The following is a 15929-nucleotide window of genomic DNA, read 5'->3' on the forward strand; positions in this document are numbered from 1 at the left end:
TCTGTCACCGTCGCCTCACCAAATGAAACGACGTCTTAGTGCCGGAGGCCGGAGACAAGAGGCGGACGGGATCGAAGGGACAGATTGGCTGCGGAAATGCTGAGAACAGTCACCGCCACCCGCTACGTCGAACCCCTCACCTCCGGCGGTTCCGTCCCCGCCCTCGTCGAGGCCGACGACCTCGGCACCTACGTGGTGAAGTTCACCGGCTCCGCGCAGGGCCGCAAGGCGCTGGTCGCCGAGGTGATCGTGGGCGAACTGGCGCGCGCGCTCGGCCTGCGCTTCCCCGAACTGGTCCTCGTGGACTTCGACCCGGCGGTCGCCGAGAGCGAGCCGCACCAGGAGGTGCGCGACCTGCACCGCGCCAGCGCCGGGATCAACCTCGGCATGGACCACCTGCCGGGCGCCGCCGACTTCACCCCCGAGCTGGCCCGGGACTTCCCCGTCGACCCCGTCGAGGCGGGCCGGATCGTCTGGCTCGACGCGCTCACGGTGAACGTGGACCGCACGGAGCACAGCTCGAACCTGATGGTCTGGCCCACCCTCGGCACGGTCCCCCCGCGCCTGTGGCTGATCGACCACGGCGCCGCCCTCGTCTTCCACCACCGGTGGGACGGCGCCGACCCGGCGAAGGCGTACGACTTCCGCCACCACGCGCTGGGCCGCTACGCCCCCGACGTGCGGGCCGCCGACGCCGAACTGGCGCCGCGGGTGACCGGGGAACTGCTGCGCCGGGTCGCGGCCGAGGTCCCGGACGAGTGGCTGACCGGCGAGGAGGGGTTCGCCACCCCGGACGACGCGCGGCGCGCGTACGCGGACCACCTGCACGCCCGGGTACGCGCCTCCGCCGCCTGGCTCCCCACCGACTTCCCCACCCGGGAGGAACTCGCCGCCGAGGACGCCCGGCGTGCGGCGCGTACCCGGCGAGGCCGCCCGGCCTGGCTCAAGCGCGTGCCCGACCTGCACGGCAAACCCGCGGCGGAACAGGACTGGTCCGCGCACCTGGGATGACGGCCCCGCCGGTCACCGGCCCTGTAGGCCCCGTCGGCCGGTTCAGCCCTTGAGCTGCTCGTACGCCGGCAGGGTCAGGAAGTCGGCGTAGTCCTCGTCGAGGGAGACCGTCAGCAGCAGGTCGTGCGCCTGCTGCCAGTTGCCCGCCGCGAACGCCTCGTCGCCGATCTCGGCGCGGATGTTCGCCAGCTCCTCGGCGGCGACCTTGCGGGCCAGCTCGGCGGTGACCGGCTCACCGTTGTCGAGGACGACACCGGCGTTGATCCACTGCCAGATCTGCGAGCGGGAGATCTCGGCGGTGGCCGCGTCCTCCATCAGGTTGAAGATGGCGACGGCGCCCAGGCCGCGCAGCCACGCCTCGATGTAGCGGATGCCGACCTGGACGGCGTTGACCAGGCCCGCGTAGGTGGGCTTGGCCTCCAGGGAGTCGATCGCGATCAGGTCGGCGGCCTCGACGCGGACGTCCTCGCGCAGCCGGTCCTTCTGGTTCGGCCGGTCGCCGAGAACCTTGTCGAAGGACTCCATGGCGATCGGCACCAGGTCCGGGTGGGCGACCCAGGAGCCGTCGAAACCGTCGCCGGCCTCGCGGTCCTTGTCGGCGCGGACCTTCTCGAAGGCCACCTTGTTGACCTCGGCGTCCCGGCGGGACGGGATGAACGCCGCCATGCCGCCGATCGCGTGCGCGCCGCGCTTGTGGCAGGTGCGCACGAGGAGTTCGGTGTACGCCCGCATGAACGGGGCGGTCATGGTCACCGCGTTGCGGTCCGGCAGGACGAACCTGCTCCCGCCGTCCCGGAAGTTCTTGACGATGGAGAACAGGTAGTCCCAGCGGCCGGCGTTCAGACCGGAGGCGTGGTCGCGCAGCTCGTAGAGGATCTCCTCCATCTCGTAGGCGGCCGTGATCGTCTCGATCAGGACGGTGGCGCGGACGCTGCCCTGGGGGACGCCGACGTAGTCCTGCGCGAAGACGAAGATCTCGTTCCAGAGGCGGGCCTCCAGGTGGGACTCCGTCTTCGGGAGGTAGAAGTACGGGCCCTTGCCGAGGTCGATCAGGCGCTGGGCGTTGTGGAAGAAGTACAGGCCGAAGTCGACGAGGGCGCCGGGGACGGGGGCGCCGTGCTCGTCGGCGAGGTGGCGCTCGTTCAGGTGCCAGCCGCGCGGGCGCATGACGACCGTGGCCAGCTCCTCGGCGGGCCTGAGGGCGTACGACTTGCCCGTGCGCTCGTCGGTGAAGTCGATGGCGCGCCGGTACGCGGCCGTCAGGTTGAGCTGACCGCCGATCACGTTCTCCCAGGTCGGCGCGGAGGCGTCCTCGAAGTCGGCGAGCCAGACCTTCGCGCCCGAGTTGAGTGCGTTGATGGTCATCTTGCGGTCGGTGGGGCCGGTGATCTCCACCCGGCGGTCGTTCAGCGCGGCCGGGGCCGGGGCCACCCGCCAGGAGTCGTCCGCGCGGACCGCGGCCGTCTCCGGGAGGAAGCCGAGCGTGGAGGTGCGGGCTATCTCGGCGCGGCGCTCCGCGCGGCGGGCGAGGAGCTCGTCACGCCGGGGCGTGAACCGCCGGTGCAGCTCGGCCACGAAGGCGAGCGCCGCATCGGTGAGGACCTCCTCCTGCCGGGGCAGGGGCTCGGCGTCGACGATGGCCAGCGGGGACGGCGCTGGTGCGGACATGAGCTGTCACTTCCTTCAGCGGTGGCACCGGGTGCCAGAGGGTGCGCAGGGGGTCGGCACGCACTCGCTGTGCGGTCGAGTGCTTCTGGTCAGTGGATAGTAGTTTCCTCATCGTGGAACTTCAATTGTTTGTTGATGTCGAGATTCTCTGAATCGAGCCAAGGTGGCGCTCAGTGTCACCCCGTTCACTCAAGGTGGGCCAGGTCCGCCGCGGTGTCGATGTCGTACGGCCGCGCCACGTCCCCGCACTCCACGAGCGTGACCGCCGCGGCGCGCTCCTTCAGATAGGCGCGTGCCCCGCGGTCCCCGGTGGCAGACGCGGCGACCCCCGCCCAGTGCGTGTCGCCGAGGAGGACCGGGTGCCCCCGTACGCCGTCGTACGCGGCCGAGACCAGCGAGGTCCCGTCCCGGAAGGCGGCCCGCACCCGGGCCACCGCCGCGCCGCCGATGCCGGGCTGGTCCACCAGGCACACCAGTGCGGCCCGCACCCCCGTCCCGGCCAGCGAGCCGAGCCCCGCCCGCAGGGAGGTGCCCATGCCCCGCTCCCACTCCGGGTTGTCCACCAGGACGCACCCGTCCAGCGCCGCCCGCTCCCGTACGGTGCCTGCGCGCGCCCCCAGAACCACGTGCACGCGGGCGCAGCCGCCGGCGCGCAGCGCGCGGACTCCGTGTTCGACCAGCGGCCGGCCATGGTGGGTGAGCAGTGCCTTGGGGCGTCCGCCCAGGCGGCGGCCGCCTCCGGCGGCCAGCAGTACCCCGGCGACCTGGTCTTCGTACTCCGTCATAGGTCCTGCATACCCGACGGCCCGGTGGACGCCCCGGCGTGCGCCGGATTTCGGGACGGCGAATTTCGGTCCGCGCGGTGGCGCGCCGCGCGTCCGGTGGCGTTTACTGGCCCGCATCTTCCGGCGCCCGGGCAGCGCGGCGAGGATGCCGGGCGGTTCATGGGGCAGGGGCGCACTACGGCGTGCGAGGGGGAGGGGCTGTGTTGCCGAGTCTGGGGCAGCGGCGAGTGACCGGCGGCGACGAGGACGTGCGGGTGACGGAGTTGCGGACCGCCGTGGCCCGCTTACGCCGCCGGCTCGCCGCGCTGCCGACCGAGTTTCCCGACCGGTCGATCGCCGAGTACGAACTCGCCGACCTCGCCGCGACGGCGGCGCACGGCGTACCGGAGGCGGCGCGGCTGCGCCGCTCCCTGCTGCTGATCGCCGGCGCGATCGGTTCCGTCAGCGCCCTGTCGCCGGAACTGACGGAGGTCCGGCACGCGGTGGAGCTGTTCGGCGAGCCGCCGCGCCACTGACGTGATCCTCGGCCCGCGCGGCGAGGGGGCGATCAGGCCGCCGGTCCGGCGCTGTTGTTCAGCAGGGTCTGGGACAGCTCCGCCGCCACCTGCTGCAGTACCGGCACGATGCGGTCGGTCGCGGCCTCGGTGACCCGGCCGGCCGGACCGGAGATGGAGATGGCCGCCGCGGTGGGGGAGTCGGGCACGGAGACGGCGAGGCACCGCACGCCGATCTCCTGCTCGTTGTCGTCGATGGCGTAACCGAGCTGCCGCACCTCCGCCAGCGCCGCCAGGAAGCCGTCCGCCGTGGTGATCGTCTTCTCGGTGGCGGCGGGCATGCCGGTACGGCCGAGCAGCGCGCGCACCTCCTCGGGCGGGAAGTCCGCGAGCAGGGCCTTGCCCACGCCCGTGGAGTGCGGCAGCACCCGCCGGCCGACCTCGGTGAACATCCGCATCGAGTGCTTGGACGGCACCTGCGCCACGTAGACGATCTCGTCGCCGTCGAGCAGCGCCATGTTCGCCGTCTCGCCGGTCTCCTCCACCAGGCGGGCCAGATGCGGCCGGGCCCAGGTGCCAAGGAGGCGGGCGGCGGATTCGCCGAGGCGGATGAGGCGCGGGCCGAGCGCGTACCGGCGGTTGGGCTGCTGGCGGACGTAACCGCAGGCCACGAGGGTGCGCATCAGGCGGTGGATGGTCGGCAGGGGCAGCCCGCTGCTGGCCGACAGCTCGCTCAGGCCGACCTCGCCGCCCGCGTCCGCCATCCGTTCGAGCAGGTCGAAGGCGCGCTCCAGGGACTGGACGCCACCGCCGGCGGAGGATCTGGCGGAGTCGGTGGTGCTGGCGCTGGACGTCGGCACGGGCGCGTTCCTTTCGGGGCGGACGGGAGGGCAGAAGCCTACCCGGCGGCCGGTTGACTCCCTGCTTGTACGTAGCTACGTTCTGCTTGTCGGAATTCTAATTCCGCTTTGTGGAAACGTCCAGAGGGTCCGCCGTGCGCCCCGCCGGGCACGGTGCCTCTTGACGGCGTGGAAGCGGCGGGGGAAGACTCCTTCAACAGAACGTTGAAGTCCGTTACGTGGCGGTAAACCCCGGTTTCCGGGCGGTGAACCGGCAGGTCGCGGACGGTAGAGGAAAGGGGTTCGGGTGTCCGAGGCTGAACTGGTGCTGCGCTCCACGCGGGTCGTCACCCCCGAGGGGACGAGGTCCGCGTCGATCCTGGTGGCCGGAGGAAAGATCACGGCCGTCGAGCCGTACGACACCCCCGTCCCGGCGGGCGCCCGGCTGGAGGACGTCGGCGACCACGTCGTGCTGCCCGGCCTGGTCGACACGCACGTCCACGTCAACGACCCGGGGCGCACCGAGTGGGAGGGCTTCTGGACCGCCACCCGCGCCGCCGCGGCCGGCGGCATCACCACCCTCGTGGACATGCCGCTCAACTCCCTGCCGCCGACCACGACCGTCGACCACCTGCGCACCAAGCGCGAGGTCGCCGCCGACAAGGCCCACATCGACGTCGGCTTCTGGGGCGGCGCCCTGCCCGACAACGTCAAGGACCTGCGCCCGCTGCACGAGGCCGGCGTCTTCGGCTTCAAGGCGTTCCTGTCGCCGTCCGGCGTCGACGAGTTCCCCCACCTCGACCAGGAGCAGCTCGCCCGCTCCCTCGCCGAGATCTCCTCCTTCGGCGGTCTGCTGATCGTGCACGCCGAGGACCCGCACCACCTGGCCGCCGCCCCGCAGCAAGGCGGCCCCCACTACCGCCACTTCCTCGCCAGCCGCCCCCGCGACGCCGAGGACACCGCCATCGCCGGGCTGATCGCGGCCGCCAAGAGGTTCGACGCGCGGGTGCACGTACTGCACCTCTCCTCCAGCGACGCGCTGCCGCTGATAGCCGGGGCGCGGGCCGAGGGTGTCCGGCTCACCGTCGAGACCTGCCCCCACTACCTGACCCTCACCGCCGAGGAAGTACCGGACGGGGCCAGCGAGTTCAAGTGCTGCCCGCCCATCCGCGAGGCAGCCAACCAGGACCTGCTCTGGCAGGCGCTGGCCGACGGCACCATCGACTGCGTGGTCACCGACCACTCGCCGTCCACCGCCGACCTCAAGACGGACGACTTCGCCACCGCCTGGGGCGGCATCTCCGGCCTCCAGCTCAGCCTCCCGGCCATGTGGACCGCCGCCCGCGCCCGCGGCCACTCGCTGGAGGACATCGCGCGCTGGATGTCCGCGCGCACCGCCGCGCTCGTGGGCCTGACCGAGAAGGGCGCCGTCGAGGCCGGCCGGGACGCCGACTTCGCCGTCCTCGCCCCCGACGAGACGTTCACCGTCGACCCGGCCGCCCTCCAGCACCGCAACCACGTCACCGCGTACGCGGGCCGGACCCTCTACGGCGTCGTGAAGTCCACCTGGCTGCGCGGTCGGCGCGTCGTGGCCGACGGCGAGTTCACCGAGCCGCAGGGACGGCTCCTCACCCGCGCCCACTGACCCCCCCGCAGCACCCTGTTGTCCACCTGTCGCCCCTTTCCCGCCCCGCCCGACCCCCGAAAGGCAGAACAGATCACTGTGACGGCCCAGCAGAACTCCTCGTCGGCCAGCTTCACCGGGGACGCGAACCCCTACGGAGGCGGTGACCCGTACGCGGACTACCGCACCGCCGACCTCCCCTTCACCCACTACGCCAACCTCGCCGACCGGCGGCTCGGCGCCGGCGTCATCGCCGCCAACGACGAGTTCTTCGCACAGCGCGAGAACCTGCTGGTGCCCACGCCCGCCGAGTTCGACCCCGAGCACTTCGGACACAAGGGCAAGGTCATGGACGGCTGGGAGACCCGCCGCCGCCGGGGCGTCCACGCCGACCAGCCGTGGCCCACCGAGGACGACCACGACTGGGCGCTGATCCGCCTCGGCGCGCCCGGCGTGATCCGCGGCATCGTCGTCGACACCGCGCACTTCCGCGGCAACTACCCGCAGGCCGTCTCCGTCGAGGGCACCTCGCTGCCGGGCTCCCCGTCGCCGCGGGACCTCCTCGCCGACGACGTGAAGTGGACGACGCTGGTCCCCCGCACGGCGGTCGGCGGCCACGCGGCCAACGGCTTCACCGTGGCGGTCGAACAGCGCTTCACGCACCTGCGCCTCAAGCAGCACCCCGACGGGGGCATCGCCCGGCTGCGAGTGCACGGCGAGGTCCTCCCGGACCACGAGTGGCTGGCGGCGCTCGGCACCTTCGACGTGGTCGCGCTGGAGAACGGCGGCCGGGCCGAGGACGCCTCCAACCTCTTCTACTCCCCGGCCTCTAACACCATCCAGCCGGGCCGCTCGCACAAGATGGACGACGGCTGGGAGACCCGCCGCCGCCGCGACCGCGGCAACGACTGGATCAGCTACCGCCTGGTGGACCGCTCCCGGATCCGCGCCGTCGAGATCGACACGGCGTATCTGAAGGGCAACTCGGCCGGCTGGGCGTCGGTCTCCGTCAGGGACGGTGAGGACGGCGAGTGGCACGAGATCCTGCCGCGCACCCGCCTCCAGCCCGACACCAACCACCGCTTCGTCCTCGCCGAGGCGGCCGTCGGCACCCACGCGCGGGTGGACATCTTCCCCGACGGCGGCATCTCCCGGCTGCGCCTGTTCGGCTCCCTCACGGAGGACGGCGCGGCCCACCTCGCGGCCCGCCGCCAGGAACTGGGCGGCTGACCCGGGCCGGCCTTCCGCGCCGCGGCCGCCGGACACACGGCGGCCGCGGTGGACGGGTGAACTTCCGGCGTTGTCATTGACATGCCACTGTCTACGCGCGTCATCATGAAGGCATGCGATTCCCCCCACGTGTCGCCCGGATCGGTGCGGCAGCCGCAGTCCTGTCCGCCCTCCTCACCGGTGGCACCGTCACCGCGACCACGGCCGGCGCCGCCCCCGCGGCGGTCGGCGACATCTGCTACAGCGACCTGCCCTCCCAGGCCCACCACACCCTCGACCTGATCGAGCGGGGCGGACCCTTCCCCTACGCGCAGGACGGCGCGGTCTTCCAGAACCGGGAGGGCATCCTGCCCAGCCGATCCGGCGGTTACTACCACGAGTACACGGTGATCACGCCCGGCTCCACCACGCGCGGCGCCCGGCGCATCGTCACCGGCGAGGAGAACCAGGAGGACTACTACACGGCCGACCACTACGCGTCGTTCGACCTCGTCGACCACGGCTGCTGACGGTCGGTCCCGGACGGTCGGCCGGTCCCGGACGTACGGGGTCCGGGGGCTGCCGGCCGGTGTTCAGCCGGGGCTCCGGCTCCCGGCGGCGGCGAACAGCGCCAGCCCGAGCACGAGCAGGGTGGTGCTCGCGTAGATCTCGTAGCCGTCGAGGGGGCCGATCCGCTGCACCAGCCCCCAGTGCCAGTCGGTGAACTCGTCCGCCAAGCCGCCCACTCCCTGCACGACGGCGACGAAACCCAGAAATTCCAGCAACTGCTTCATGACACAGACTCTCGCCCCGCGGACCTCCCACGCCCATCGGCCGCGGGGCGGGACACCCCCGCCGGAAGAAGGCCCTTCCGGCCGCCCGGCCCGCCGAAAGCAGGGGCCCGCGCGACTTAGGTAGGCGATCCGGCCACGAGGCCACCGCGGCCGTCCGGCGCTGCGTAGATTTGCCGACCGTGAGCGCAGACCAGCAGACCCCGGACACCCCGGCCTTCACCGGGCGGCGCTGGCTGCTGCCCTCGGCGCTGTTCGAGGAGCTGGAGCCGGACACGGCACGCGAGGGCCGGCGGCCCCGGCGCACCGCACGTGACTGGGTCGTCGACTTCGCCTGCTTCCTGCTCGCCGTCGGCATCGGCATCGCCTCGGCGGACGCGCTGCCCGACGAACCGGACCTGTCGCCGGCCGTGGCCGTCGCCGACCAGTGGATCGGCGCCTTCGCCTGCGCCGCCGTCTGGCTGCGCCGCCGGTGGCCGGTCGGACTCGCCGCCGCCATGGTCCCGGTCTCCTTCGCCTCGGTCACCGCGGGCGGCGCCACCCTGGTCGCGCTCTTCACCCTCGCCGTGCACCGGCCGTTCCGGCACGTGGCCTGGGTGGGCGGGGCGAGCGTCGCGGTGCAGCCCCTGTTCTACTGGCTGCGGCCCGACCCGCAGGTGCCCTTCTTCCTCGGTGTCCTCCTCGGCGTCCTGCTGACCACCGCGGTCGTCGGCTGGGGCCTGCTGGCCCGCTCCAAGCGGCAACTGCTGGTCAGCCTGCGGGACCGGGCCCGGCGCGCGGAGACCGAGGCGCGGCTGCGGGCCGAGCAGGCGCAGCGGCTCGCCCGGGAGGCCATCGCCCGGGAGATGCACGACGTCCTCGCCCACCGGCTGACGCTGCTCAGCGTGCACGCGGGCGCCCTGGAGTTCCGGCCGGACGCGCCCCGCGCGGAGGTGGTCCGCGCGGCGGGGGTGATCCGGGAGAGCGCGCACGAGGCGCTGCAGGACCTGCGGGAGATCATCGGCGTACTGCGGGCCGCCGACACCGACGACGCCGGCCGCCCCCAGCCGACGCTCGCCGCGCTCGAAGCCCTGGTCACCGAGTCCCGCGAGGCCGGAATGAAGGTCGCCCTCGCCGGGCAGGTCGCCGAACCCGCCGCCGTACCCGCGTCCGTCGGCCGCACCGCCTACCGCATCGCGCAGGAGGCCCTGACCAACGCCCGCAAACACGCCCCCGGCACGGAGGTCTCCGTCTCCGTCGCCGGCGCCCGCGGCGACGGCCTCACCGTGGTGGTGCGCAACGCCCGCCCCGGGGGCCCGCCGCCGCACGTCCCGGGCTCCGGCCAGGGCCTGATCGGCCTCACCGAACGGGCCGCGCTGGCCGGCGGCACCCTGGAACACGGCCCCACGGCCGACGGCGGTTTCGAGGTCCGGGCCAGGCTGCCGTGGGGATGACCCGGAAGCCGTGTGGATGCCCCGGCCAGCCGTGGGGATGACCCGGCCAGCCGTGGGGATGACCCGGACTCCGGGCGGGCGCCCCGGCCGGAGTCGACGCGGACATGATGCGGACATGATTACGTGAGCCCCATGGCTGCCATCCGAGTACTCCTCGTCGACGACGACCCCTTGGTGCGGGCCGGGCTGTCCCTGATGATGGGCGGCGCCGGCGACATCGAGATCGTCGGCGAGGCCGCCGACGGCGACGAGGTCGAGGCGCTCGTCGACCGCACCCGCCCGGACGTCGTCCTGATGGACATCCGGATGCCCGCGGTGGACGGACTGACGGCCACCGAGCGGCTGCGCGGCCGGCCCGACGCCCCGCAGGTGGTGGTGCTCACCACGTTCCACGCCGACGAGCAGGTGCTGCGGGCGCTGCGCGCGGGCGCCGCCGGGTTCGTCCTCAAGGACACCCCGCCCGCCGAGATCGTCCACGCGGTACGCCGGGTCGCGGCGGGTGACCCCGTCCTGTCGCCCGCCGTGACCCGGCGGCTGATGGAACGGGCGGCCGACACCGCCGCCGACACCAGGCGCACCCGCGCCCGCGCCCGCCTCGCCGCCCTCAACGACCGCGAACGCGAGGTCGCCGTCGCGGTCGGCCGGGGCCTGGCCAACGCGGAGATCGCCGCGGCCCTGTTCCTGAGCGTCGCCACGGTCAAGACCCACGTCTCCCGCATCCTGGCCGGACTCGGCCTCAACAACCGGGTGCAGATCGCCCTGTTGGCGCACGACGCCGGACTGCTGGACGGACCGGCGGACGACGGGAACTGAGCGGCGGGCGCGTGACGGGACCTGACCGCGGGCATGCGAGGGGACCTGACCGCGGGCGCGTGACGGCAGGGCGGGGTTCACCCCGTCGGCGCCGCGTCCGCCACCTCCGCCAGCCGTACCGGGCGGTGCTCGCGCCGGGACGCCTCGCACGCCTCGGCGATCCGCAGGGCCTGGAGCGCCTCGCGGCCGTCGCACGGGTTGGCCCGCTCGCCGCGCACCACCTCCACGAACGCGTTCAGCTCCGCCTCGTAGGCGGGCCCGAACCGCTCCACGAACCCCGTCCACGGCTTGTCCGCGGCCGGCGGCCCGGTCGGCTCGGTGGACGCGATCGGCGTTCGGTCGTCCAGGCCGACGACGATCTGGTCCCGCTCCCCGGCCAGCTCCATCCGGACGTCGTAGCCCGCCCCGTTCAGCCGCGTCGCGGTCACCGTGGCCAGCGTGCCGTCGTCCAGGGTGAGCAGCGCCGCGCAGGTGTCGACGTCCCCCGCCAAGCGGAACATCGCCGGTCCGGCGTCGGATCCGGCGGCGTACACGTCGACCACCTCCCGCCCGGTCACCCAGCGCAGTACGTCGAAGTCGTGGATCAGCGTGTCCCGGTACAGTCCGCCGGAGAGCGGCAGATACGCGGCCGGCGGCGGCTCCCGGTCGCTGGTCAGCGCCCGGACGGTGTGCAGCCGCCCGAGCCGGCCGGAGCGCACCGCCTCCCGGGCCCCCGTGTACCCCTTGTCGAACCGGCGCTGGAAACCCATCTGAAGCAGCGTCCCCGCGGTCTCCACCTCGGCGATCGCCTGGAGCGACCCGGGCAGGTCCAGCGCTATCGGCTTCTCGCAGAACACCGGCAGCCCCGCGCGCGCCGCCCGGCCGATCAGCTCGGCGTGGGCCGGCGTCGCCGTCGTGATCACCACCGCGTCCACGCCCCAGCGGAAGATCTCCTCCACGCCCGGCGCCGCCGTCTCACCCAGCCGGTGTGCCAGGTCCTGGGCCCGTGACACGTCGGCGTCGGTGAGGATGAGCGACCCGACGTCGCGATGCCGGCTGAGTGTGTTGGCGTGGACGGTACCGATCCGGCCCGTCCCGATGACCCCGATGCGCATGGAATCAAAGTGGGCGCACAGCCCGCGCGCTGTCAATGCGTATGTCCGGACAACCGAACTACACGACTTCCCGTCAACAGTTCACGGAGCTACGCTCGGGCCGTGCCGAAACCAGGAACCGATCCGACCGTGTCGCTCGACCTCCGAGTGGACCGCAGCAGCCCGGTGCCGCTGTACTTCCAGCTCTCGCAGCAGCTCGAAGCGGCCATCGAGCACGGCGCGCTCACCCCCGGCAGCCTGCTGGGCAACGAGATCGAGCTGGCCGGCCGGCTCGGGCTGTCCCGGCCCACGGTCCGCCAGGCCATCCAGTCCCTCGTCGACAAGGGCCTGCTGGTGCGCCGCCGCGGGGTCGGCACCCAGGTCGTGCACAGCCAGGTCAAACGCCCGCTGGAGCTGAGCAGCCTCTACGACGACCTGGCGGCGGCGGGGCAGCGCCCGGCGACGACGGTCCTGGTCAACACGGTCGTCCCCGCGGCCGCCGAGGTCGCCGCCGCGCTCGGTGTGGCCGAGGGGAGCGACGTGCACCACCTGGAGCGGCTGCGGCTGGCCCACGGCGAACCGATGGCGTACCTCTGCAACCACCTGCCGCCCGGCCTGCTGGAGCCGGACACCGGGCGCCTGGAGGCCACCGGCCTGTACCGCCTCATGCGGTCCGCGGGCATCACGCTGCACAGCGCCCGCCAGGCCATCGGCGCCCGCGCCGCCACCGCCGCGGAGGCCGAACGGCTCGACGAGGCGGCGGGCGCCCCGCTGCTCACCATGGAGCGCGTCACGTACGACGACACCGGCCGCGCGGTCGAGTTCGGCACACACACCTACCGGCCGTCCCGGTACGCGTTCGAGTTCCAGTTGCTCGTCCGCTCCTGAGCCGCACCCGTCGACTTCATCTCGATGTCAGGACGATGTGCCGGGTGACCGGTCCCCCGTGCCATCGGACCGGCGCCCGTGCCTGACAATGGAACGTTGACGCGAGAGGACGCGGGCAGAACGCGGGCACAACGCGGGCGAGACGCGGACCCCACGCAGGCAGCAGGAAGCGCACAAGAAGCGCACGAGAAGCACGCAAGACGCACACAAGACGCAGCTAGTCACGGAAGAAGGGCACGGCCTCGTGGCACGATTTCGGACCTGGACAGGCATCGCGCTGGCAGGGGCATTGTCACTCTCCCTCGCCGCGTGCAGCAGCACCGGCGGCAAGCGCGCCGAGGACGCCCGCAAGGCCGCGGCGGCCCAGGGCAGGGCGGCGGTGGACACCCCCCGCTGGACCTTCGCGATGATCACCCATTCGGGTGACGGCGACACCTTCTGGGACATCGTCCAGAGCGGCGCCGAGCAGGCCGCGGTCAAGGACAACATCAACTTCCTCTACTCCCACGACGACGAGGCCCAGCAGCAGGCGCAGCTCGTCGACGCGGCCGTGGACAAGAAGGTCGACGGCATCATCGTCACGCTGGCCAAGCCGGACGCGATGAAGGCGGCGGTCGCCCGCGCGGTCAAGGCGGGCATCCCGGTGATCACCGTCAACTCCGGTTCGGCCGAGTCCAAGGAGTTCGGCGCCCTCACCCACATCGGACAGGACGAGACGATCGCCGGCGAGGCGGTCGGCGAGGAGCTGAACGAGCGGGGCCGCAAGAGCGCGCTGTGCGTCCTGCACGAGCAGGGCAACGTCGGTCACGAACAGCGCTGCGACGGCGTGGCGAAGACCTTCGACGGCAAGCTCCAGCGGCTGTACGTCACCGGCACGAGCATGCCGGACGTGCAGTCCGCCCTGGAGGCCAAGCTGCAGACCGACAAGGGCCTGGACACCGTGGTCACACTCGGCGCCCCGTACGCGGACACCGCCGTCAAGGCCAAGCAGGGCGCGGGCAGCAAGGCCGAGATCGACACCTTCGACCTGAACGCCAAGGTGGCCGCCGGTCTGGAGGACGGCACCCTCGGCTTCGCCGTCGACCAGCAGCCCTACCTCCAGGGCTACGAGGCGGTCGACCTGCTCTGGCTGAACAGGTACAACGCCGATGTCCTCGGCGGCGGCCGGCCGGTGCTCACCGGCCCGCAGATCATCACCAAGGACGACGCCGGCGAGCTGGCGGACTACACGAAGCGGGGCACCCGATGACCGCCCCGGCCGGCGCCGCGACGGCGACCGCCACCGACGAGCGGCTGCTGCGGACCTCTCCGCTGCGCAAGCTGCTCGGCCGTCCCGAGCTGGGCTCGGTCGTCGGCGCGATCGCCGTCTTCGTCTTCTTCGCGGTGGTCGCCGACAGCTTCCTGCACGCCGCCAGCCTCAGCACGGTCCTCTACGCGTCCTCGACGATCGGCATCATGGCCGTGCCGGTGGCGCTGCTGATGATCGGCGGCGAGTTCGACCTCTCGGCCGGCGTCCTGGTCACGACGTCGGCCCTGCTGTCGTCGATGTTCAGCTACCAGATGACGGCCGACGTCTGGGTCGGCATCGGCGTCTCCCTGCTGGTCACCCTCGCCATCGGCGCCTTCAACGGTTTCATGCTCACCCGCACCAGGCTGCCGAGCTTCATCATCACCCTCGGTACGTATCTGATGCTCATCGGCATGAACCTCGGCTTCACCAAGCTGATCGACAACACCGTCTCCACCAAGTCCATCGCCGACATGGAGGGCTTCGCCGCCGCCCGCGACGTGTTCGCCTCGACCGTCACCATCGGCGGCGTCGGCTTCAAGATCACGATCCTGTGGTGGCTCGCCCTGGTCGCCGTCGCGAGCTGGATCCTGCTGCGCACCCGCGCCGGCAACTGGATCTTCGCCGTCGGCGGCAACCAGGACGCGGCCCGCGCGGTCGGCGTGCCGGTCACGAAGACCAAGATCGGCCTCTACATGGGCGTCGCCCTCGGCGCCTGGATCTCCGGCCAGCACCTGCTCTTCTCCTACGACGTCGTCCAGTCCGGCGAGGGCGTCGGCAACGAGCTGATCTACATCATCGCGGCCGTCATCGGCGGCTGTCTGATCACCGGCGGCTACGGCAGCGCGGTCGGCTCCGCGGTCGGCGCGTTCATCTTCGGCATGACCAGCAAGGGCATCGTCTTCGCCGAGTGGAACCCCGACTGGTTCAAGTTCTTCCTCGGAGCGATGCTGCTCCTCGCGACCCTGCTCAACGCCTGGGTCCGCAAGCGTGCGGAGGCCACCAAGTGACGCAGACCGAGACCCGTACGGCACTCGTCGAGCTGACCGACGTCAGCAAGCACTACGGCAACGTCCGCGCCCTGGAGGGTGTGTCGCTGCGGGCGGACGCCGGTGAGATCACCTGCGTGCTCGGCGACAACGGCGCGGGCAAATCGACCCTGATCAAGATCATCGCCGGTCTCCACCAGCACGACGGGGGCACGCTGGCCCTGGAGGGCGAGGAGACCCGTCTCTCCTCGCCGCGCGAGGCCCTGGACCGCGGCATCGCCACGGTCTACCAGGACCTGGCCGTCGTCCCGCTCATGCCGGTGTGGCGGAACTTCTTCCTCGGCTCCGAACCGCGCAAGGGCGTCACCCCCTTCAAGCGCATGGACGTCGAGCACATGCGCCGCACCACCCACGCGGAACTGCTCCGCATGGGCATCGACCTGCGCGACGTCGACCAGCCCATCGGCACCCTCTCCGGCGGCGAGCGCCAGTGTGTCGCGATCGCCCGCGCGGTGTACTTCGGCGCGAAGGTCCTGGTACTGGACGAGCCGACGGCGGCGCTGGGTGTGAAGCAGTCCGGTGTGGTCCTCAAATACGTCGCGGCGGCCCGCGACCAGGGCCTGGCAGTCGTGTTCATCACCCACAACCCCCACCACGCGTACCTGGTGGGCGACCGTTTCGTCCTCCTGAAGCGCGGCACGATGGTCGGCAACCACGAGCGCGCCGACATCACCCTGGACGAACTGACCCGGCAGATGGCGGGCGGCAACGAACTGGACGACCTGCGCCACGAACTGCAACGCCCCTGACACCGGTACGTGCCGGGGAGTCCGTTCGGACAGCGGCAGCGTCCGGGTGGGCACAAGCGGACACCTGCTGTTTCCCCCTGCTTTCCGGCTCGTGTTCATTGGGCGCAGTGCGTGGTGTGAGACCCCGCGCCCCGGGGTGCTTCCGGGAGGAGGACGCCGGGCCGGAGGAGGAATCCCAGTTGAATGAGGGTGGCGGGAAGGGCGGCGGGGGGCGC

General features: G+C 72.3%; 16 protein-coding genes. 11 read left to right on the top strand and 5 right to left on the bottom strand.

The window, feature by feature from the left end:
- The first annotated feature begins 96 nt into the window (after positions 1-96).
- Positions 97-1011: a HipA family kinase gene (locus ABEB00_RS35645; RefSeq protein WP_345624889.1), complete on the top strand. Its 915-nt coding sequence runs from the start codon at positions 97-99 to the stop codon at positions 1009-1011.
- Between the two features lie 42 nt (positions 1012-1053).
- Here ABEB00_RS35645 and aceB read toward each other — a convergent pair whose 3' ends face one another.
- Positions 1054-2679: a malate synthase A gene (aceB, locus tag ABEB00_RS35650; RefSeq protein WP_345624890.1), complete on the bottom strand. Its 1626-nt coding sequence runs from the start codon at positions 2677-2679 to the stop codon at positions 1054-1056.
- A gap of 185 nt (positions 2680-2864) precedes the next feature.
- Positions 2865-3464 (bottom strand): nucleotidyltransferase family protein, encoded by a 600-nt coding sequence (locus ABEB00_RS35655; protein ID WP_345624891.1) that lies wholly within the window; start codon positions 3462-3464, stop codon positions 2865-2867.
- A 200-nt stretch (positions 3465-3664) separates the two neighbouring features.
- On the opposite strand from ABEB00_RS35655, the gene ABEB00_RS35660 reads away from it, so the two are divergent.
- Positions 3665-3979 (top strand): DUF5955 family protein, encoded by a 315-nt coding sequence (locus ABEB00_RS35660; RefSeq protein ID WP_345624892.1) that lies wholly within the window; start codon positions 3665-3667, stop codon positions 3977-3979.
- A 32-nt stretch (positions 3980-4011) separates the two neighbouring features.
- On the opposite strand, the gene ABEB00_RS35665 is transcribed toward ABEB00_RS35660, so the two are convergent.
- Positions 4012-4818 carry an IclR family transcriptional regulator gene (locus tag ABEB00_RS35665; RefSeq protein WP_345624893.1) on the bottom strand — a complete coding sequence of 269 codons (807 nt, stop codon included), beginning with the start codon at positions 4816-4818 and terminating at the stop codon, positions 4012-4014.
- Between the two features lie 286 nt (positions 4819-5104).
- On the opposite strand from ABEB00_RS35665, the gene allB reads away from it, so the two are divergent.
- The 3 genes from allB to ABEB00_RS35680 all read left to right on the top strand — a co-directional run bounded on the left by allB (position 5105) and on the right by ABEB00_RS35680 (position 8160).
- A complete protein-coding gene (gene allB / locus ABEB00_RS35670) occupies positions 5105-6442 on the top strand; it encodes an allantoinase AllB (RefSeq protein WP_345624894.1) in 1338 nt (445 codons plus the stop codon).
- A gap of 78 nt (positions 6443-6520) precedes the next feature.
- Positions 6521-7651: an allantoicase gene (gene alc, locus ABEB00_RS35675; protein ID WP_345624895.1), complete on the top strand. Its 1131-nt coding sequence runs from the start codon at positions 6521-6523 to the stop codon at positions 7649-7651.
- Between the two features lie 113 nt (positions 7652-7764).
- Positions 7765-8160 (top strand): ribonuclease domain-containing protein, encoded by a 396-nt coding sequence (locus ABEB00_RS35680; protein ID WP_345624896.1) that lies wholly within the window; start codon positions 7765-7767, stop codon positions 8158-8160.
- 63 nt (positions 8161-8223) lie between these two features.
- Here the strand turns inward: ABEB00_RS35680 and ABEB00_RS35685 are convergent, their stop codons facing one another.
- Entirely contained in the window at positions 8224-8424 is a 201-nt protein-coding gene (locus ABEB00_RS35685) for a hypothetical protein (RefSeq protein WP_345624897.1), read from the bottom strand.
- Positions 8425-8594: 170 nt separating this feature from the next.
- On the opposite strand from ABEB00_RS35685, the gene ABEB00_RS35690 reads away from it, so the two are divergent.
- Positions 8595-9854, top strand: a complete 1260-nt coding sequence (locus ABEB00_RS35690; RefSeq protein ID WP_345624898.1) for a sensor histidine kinase — start codon at positions 8595-8597, stop codon at positions 9852-9854.
- A 132-nt stretch (positions 9855-9986) separates the two neighbouring features.
- Positions 9987-10667 carry a response regulator transcription factor gene (locus ABEB00_RS35695; protein ID WP_345624899.1) on the top strand — a complete coding sequence of 227 codons (681 nt, stop codon included), beginning with the start codon at positions 9987-9989 and terminating at the stop codon, positions 10665-10667.
- Positions 10668-10744: 77 nt separating this feature from the next.
- Here the strand turns inward: ABEB00_RS35695 and ABEB00_RS35700 are convergent, their stop codons facing one another.
- A complete protein-coding gene (locus ABEB00_RS35700) occupies positions 10745-11761 on the bottom strand; it encodes a Gfo/Idh/MocA family protein (RefSeq protein ID WP_345624900.1) in 1017 nt (338 codons plus the stop codon).
- A gap of 129 nt (positions 11762-11890) precedes the next feature.
- Here ABEB00_RS35700 and ABEB00_RS35705 point away from each other — a divergent pair, with 129 nt between their 5' ends.
- From ABEB00_RS35705 to ABEB00_RS35720, 4 genes are all read left to right on the top strand, one after another.
- Entirely contained in the window at positions 11891-12628 is a 738-nt protein-coding gene (locus ABEB00_RS35705; RefSeq protein ID WP_425586633.1) for a GntR family transcriptional regulator, read from the top strand.
- Between the two features lie 244 nt (positions 12629-12872).
- The gene (locus ABEB00_RS35710; protein WP_345624902.1) at positions 12873-13877 is read left to right on the top strand and encodes a sugar ABC transporter substrate-binding protein; all 1005 of its coding nucleotides are present in this window, start codon (positions 12873-12875) and stop codon (positions 13875-13877) included.
- Positions 13874-14926 (top strand): ABC transporter permease, encoded by a 1053-nt coding sequence (locus ABEB00_RS35715; RefSeq protein ID WP_345624903.1) that lies wholly within the window; start codon positions 13874-13876, stop codon positions 14924-14926. The genes ABEB00_RS35710 and ABEB00_RS35715 overlap by 4 nt, the downstream gene beginning before the upstream one ends.
- The gene (locus tag ABEB00_RS35720; protein ID WP_345624904.1) at positions 14923-15714 is read left to right on the top strand and encodes an ATP-binding cassette domain-containing protein; all 792 of its coding nucleotides are present in this window, start codon (positions 14923-14925) and stop codon (positions 15712-15714) included. Before ABEB00_RS35715 ends, ABEB00_RS35720 begins: the two co-directional genes overlap by 4 nt.
- Positions 15715-15929 lie beyond the last annotated feature (215 nt).

The sequence above is a fragment of the Streptomyces ziwulingensis genome (assembly GCF_039542605.1).
In the GTDB taxonomy this organism is placed as follows: domain Bacteria; phylum Actinomycetota; class Actinomycetes; order Streptomycetales; family Streptomycetaceae; genus Streptomyces; species Streptomyces ziwulingensis.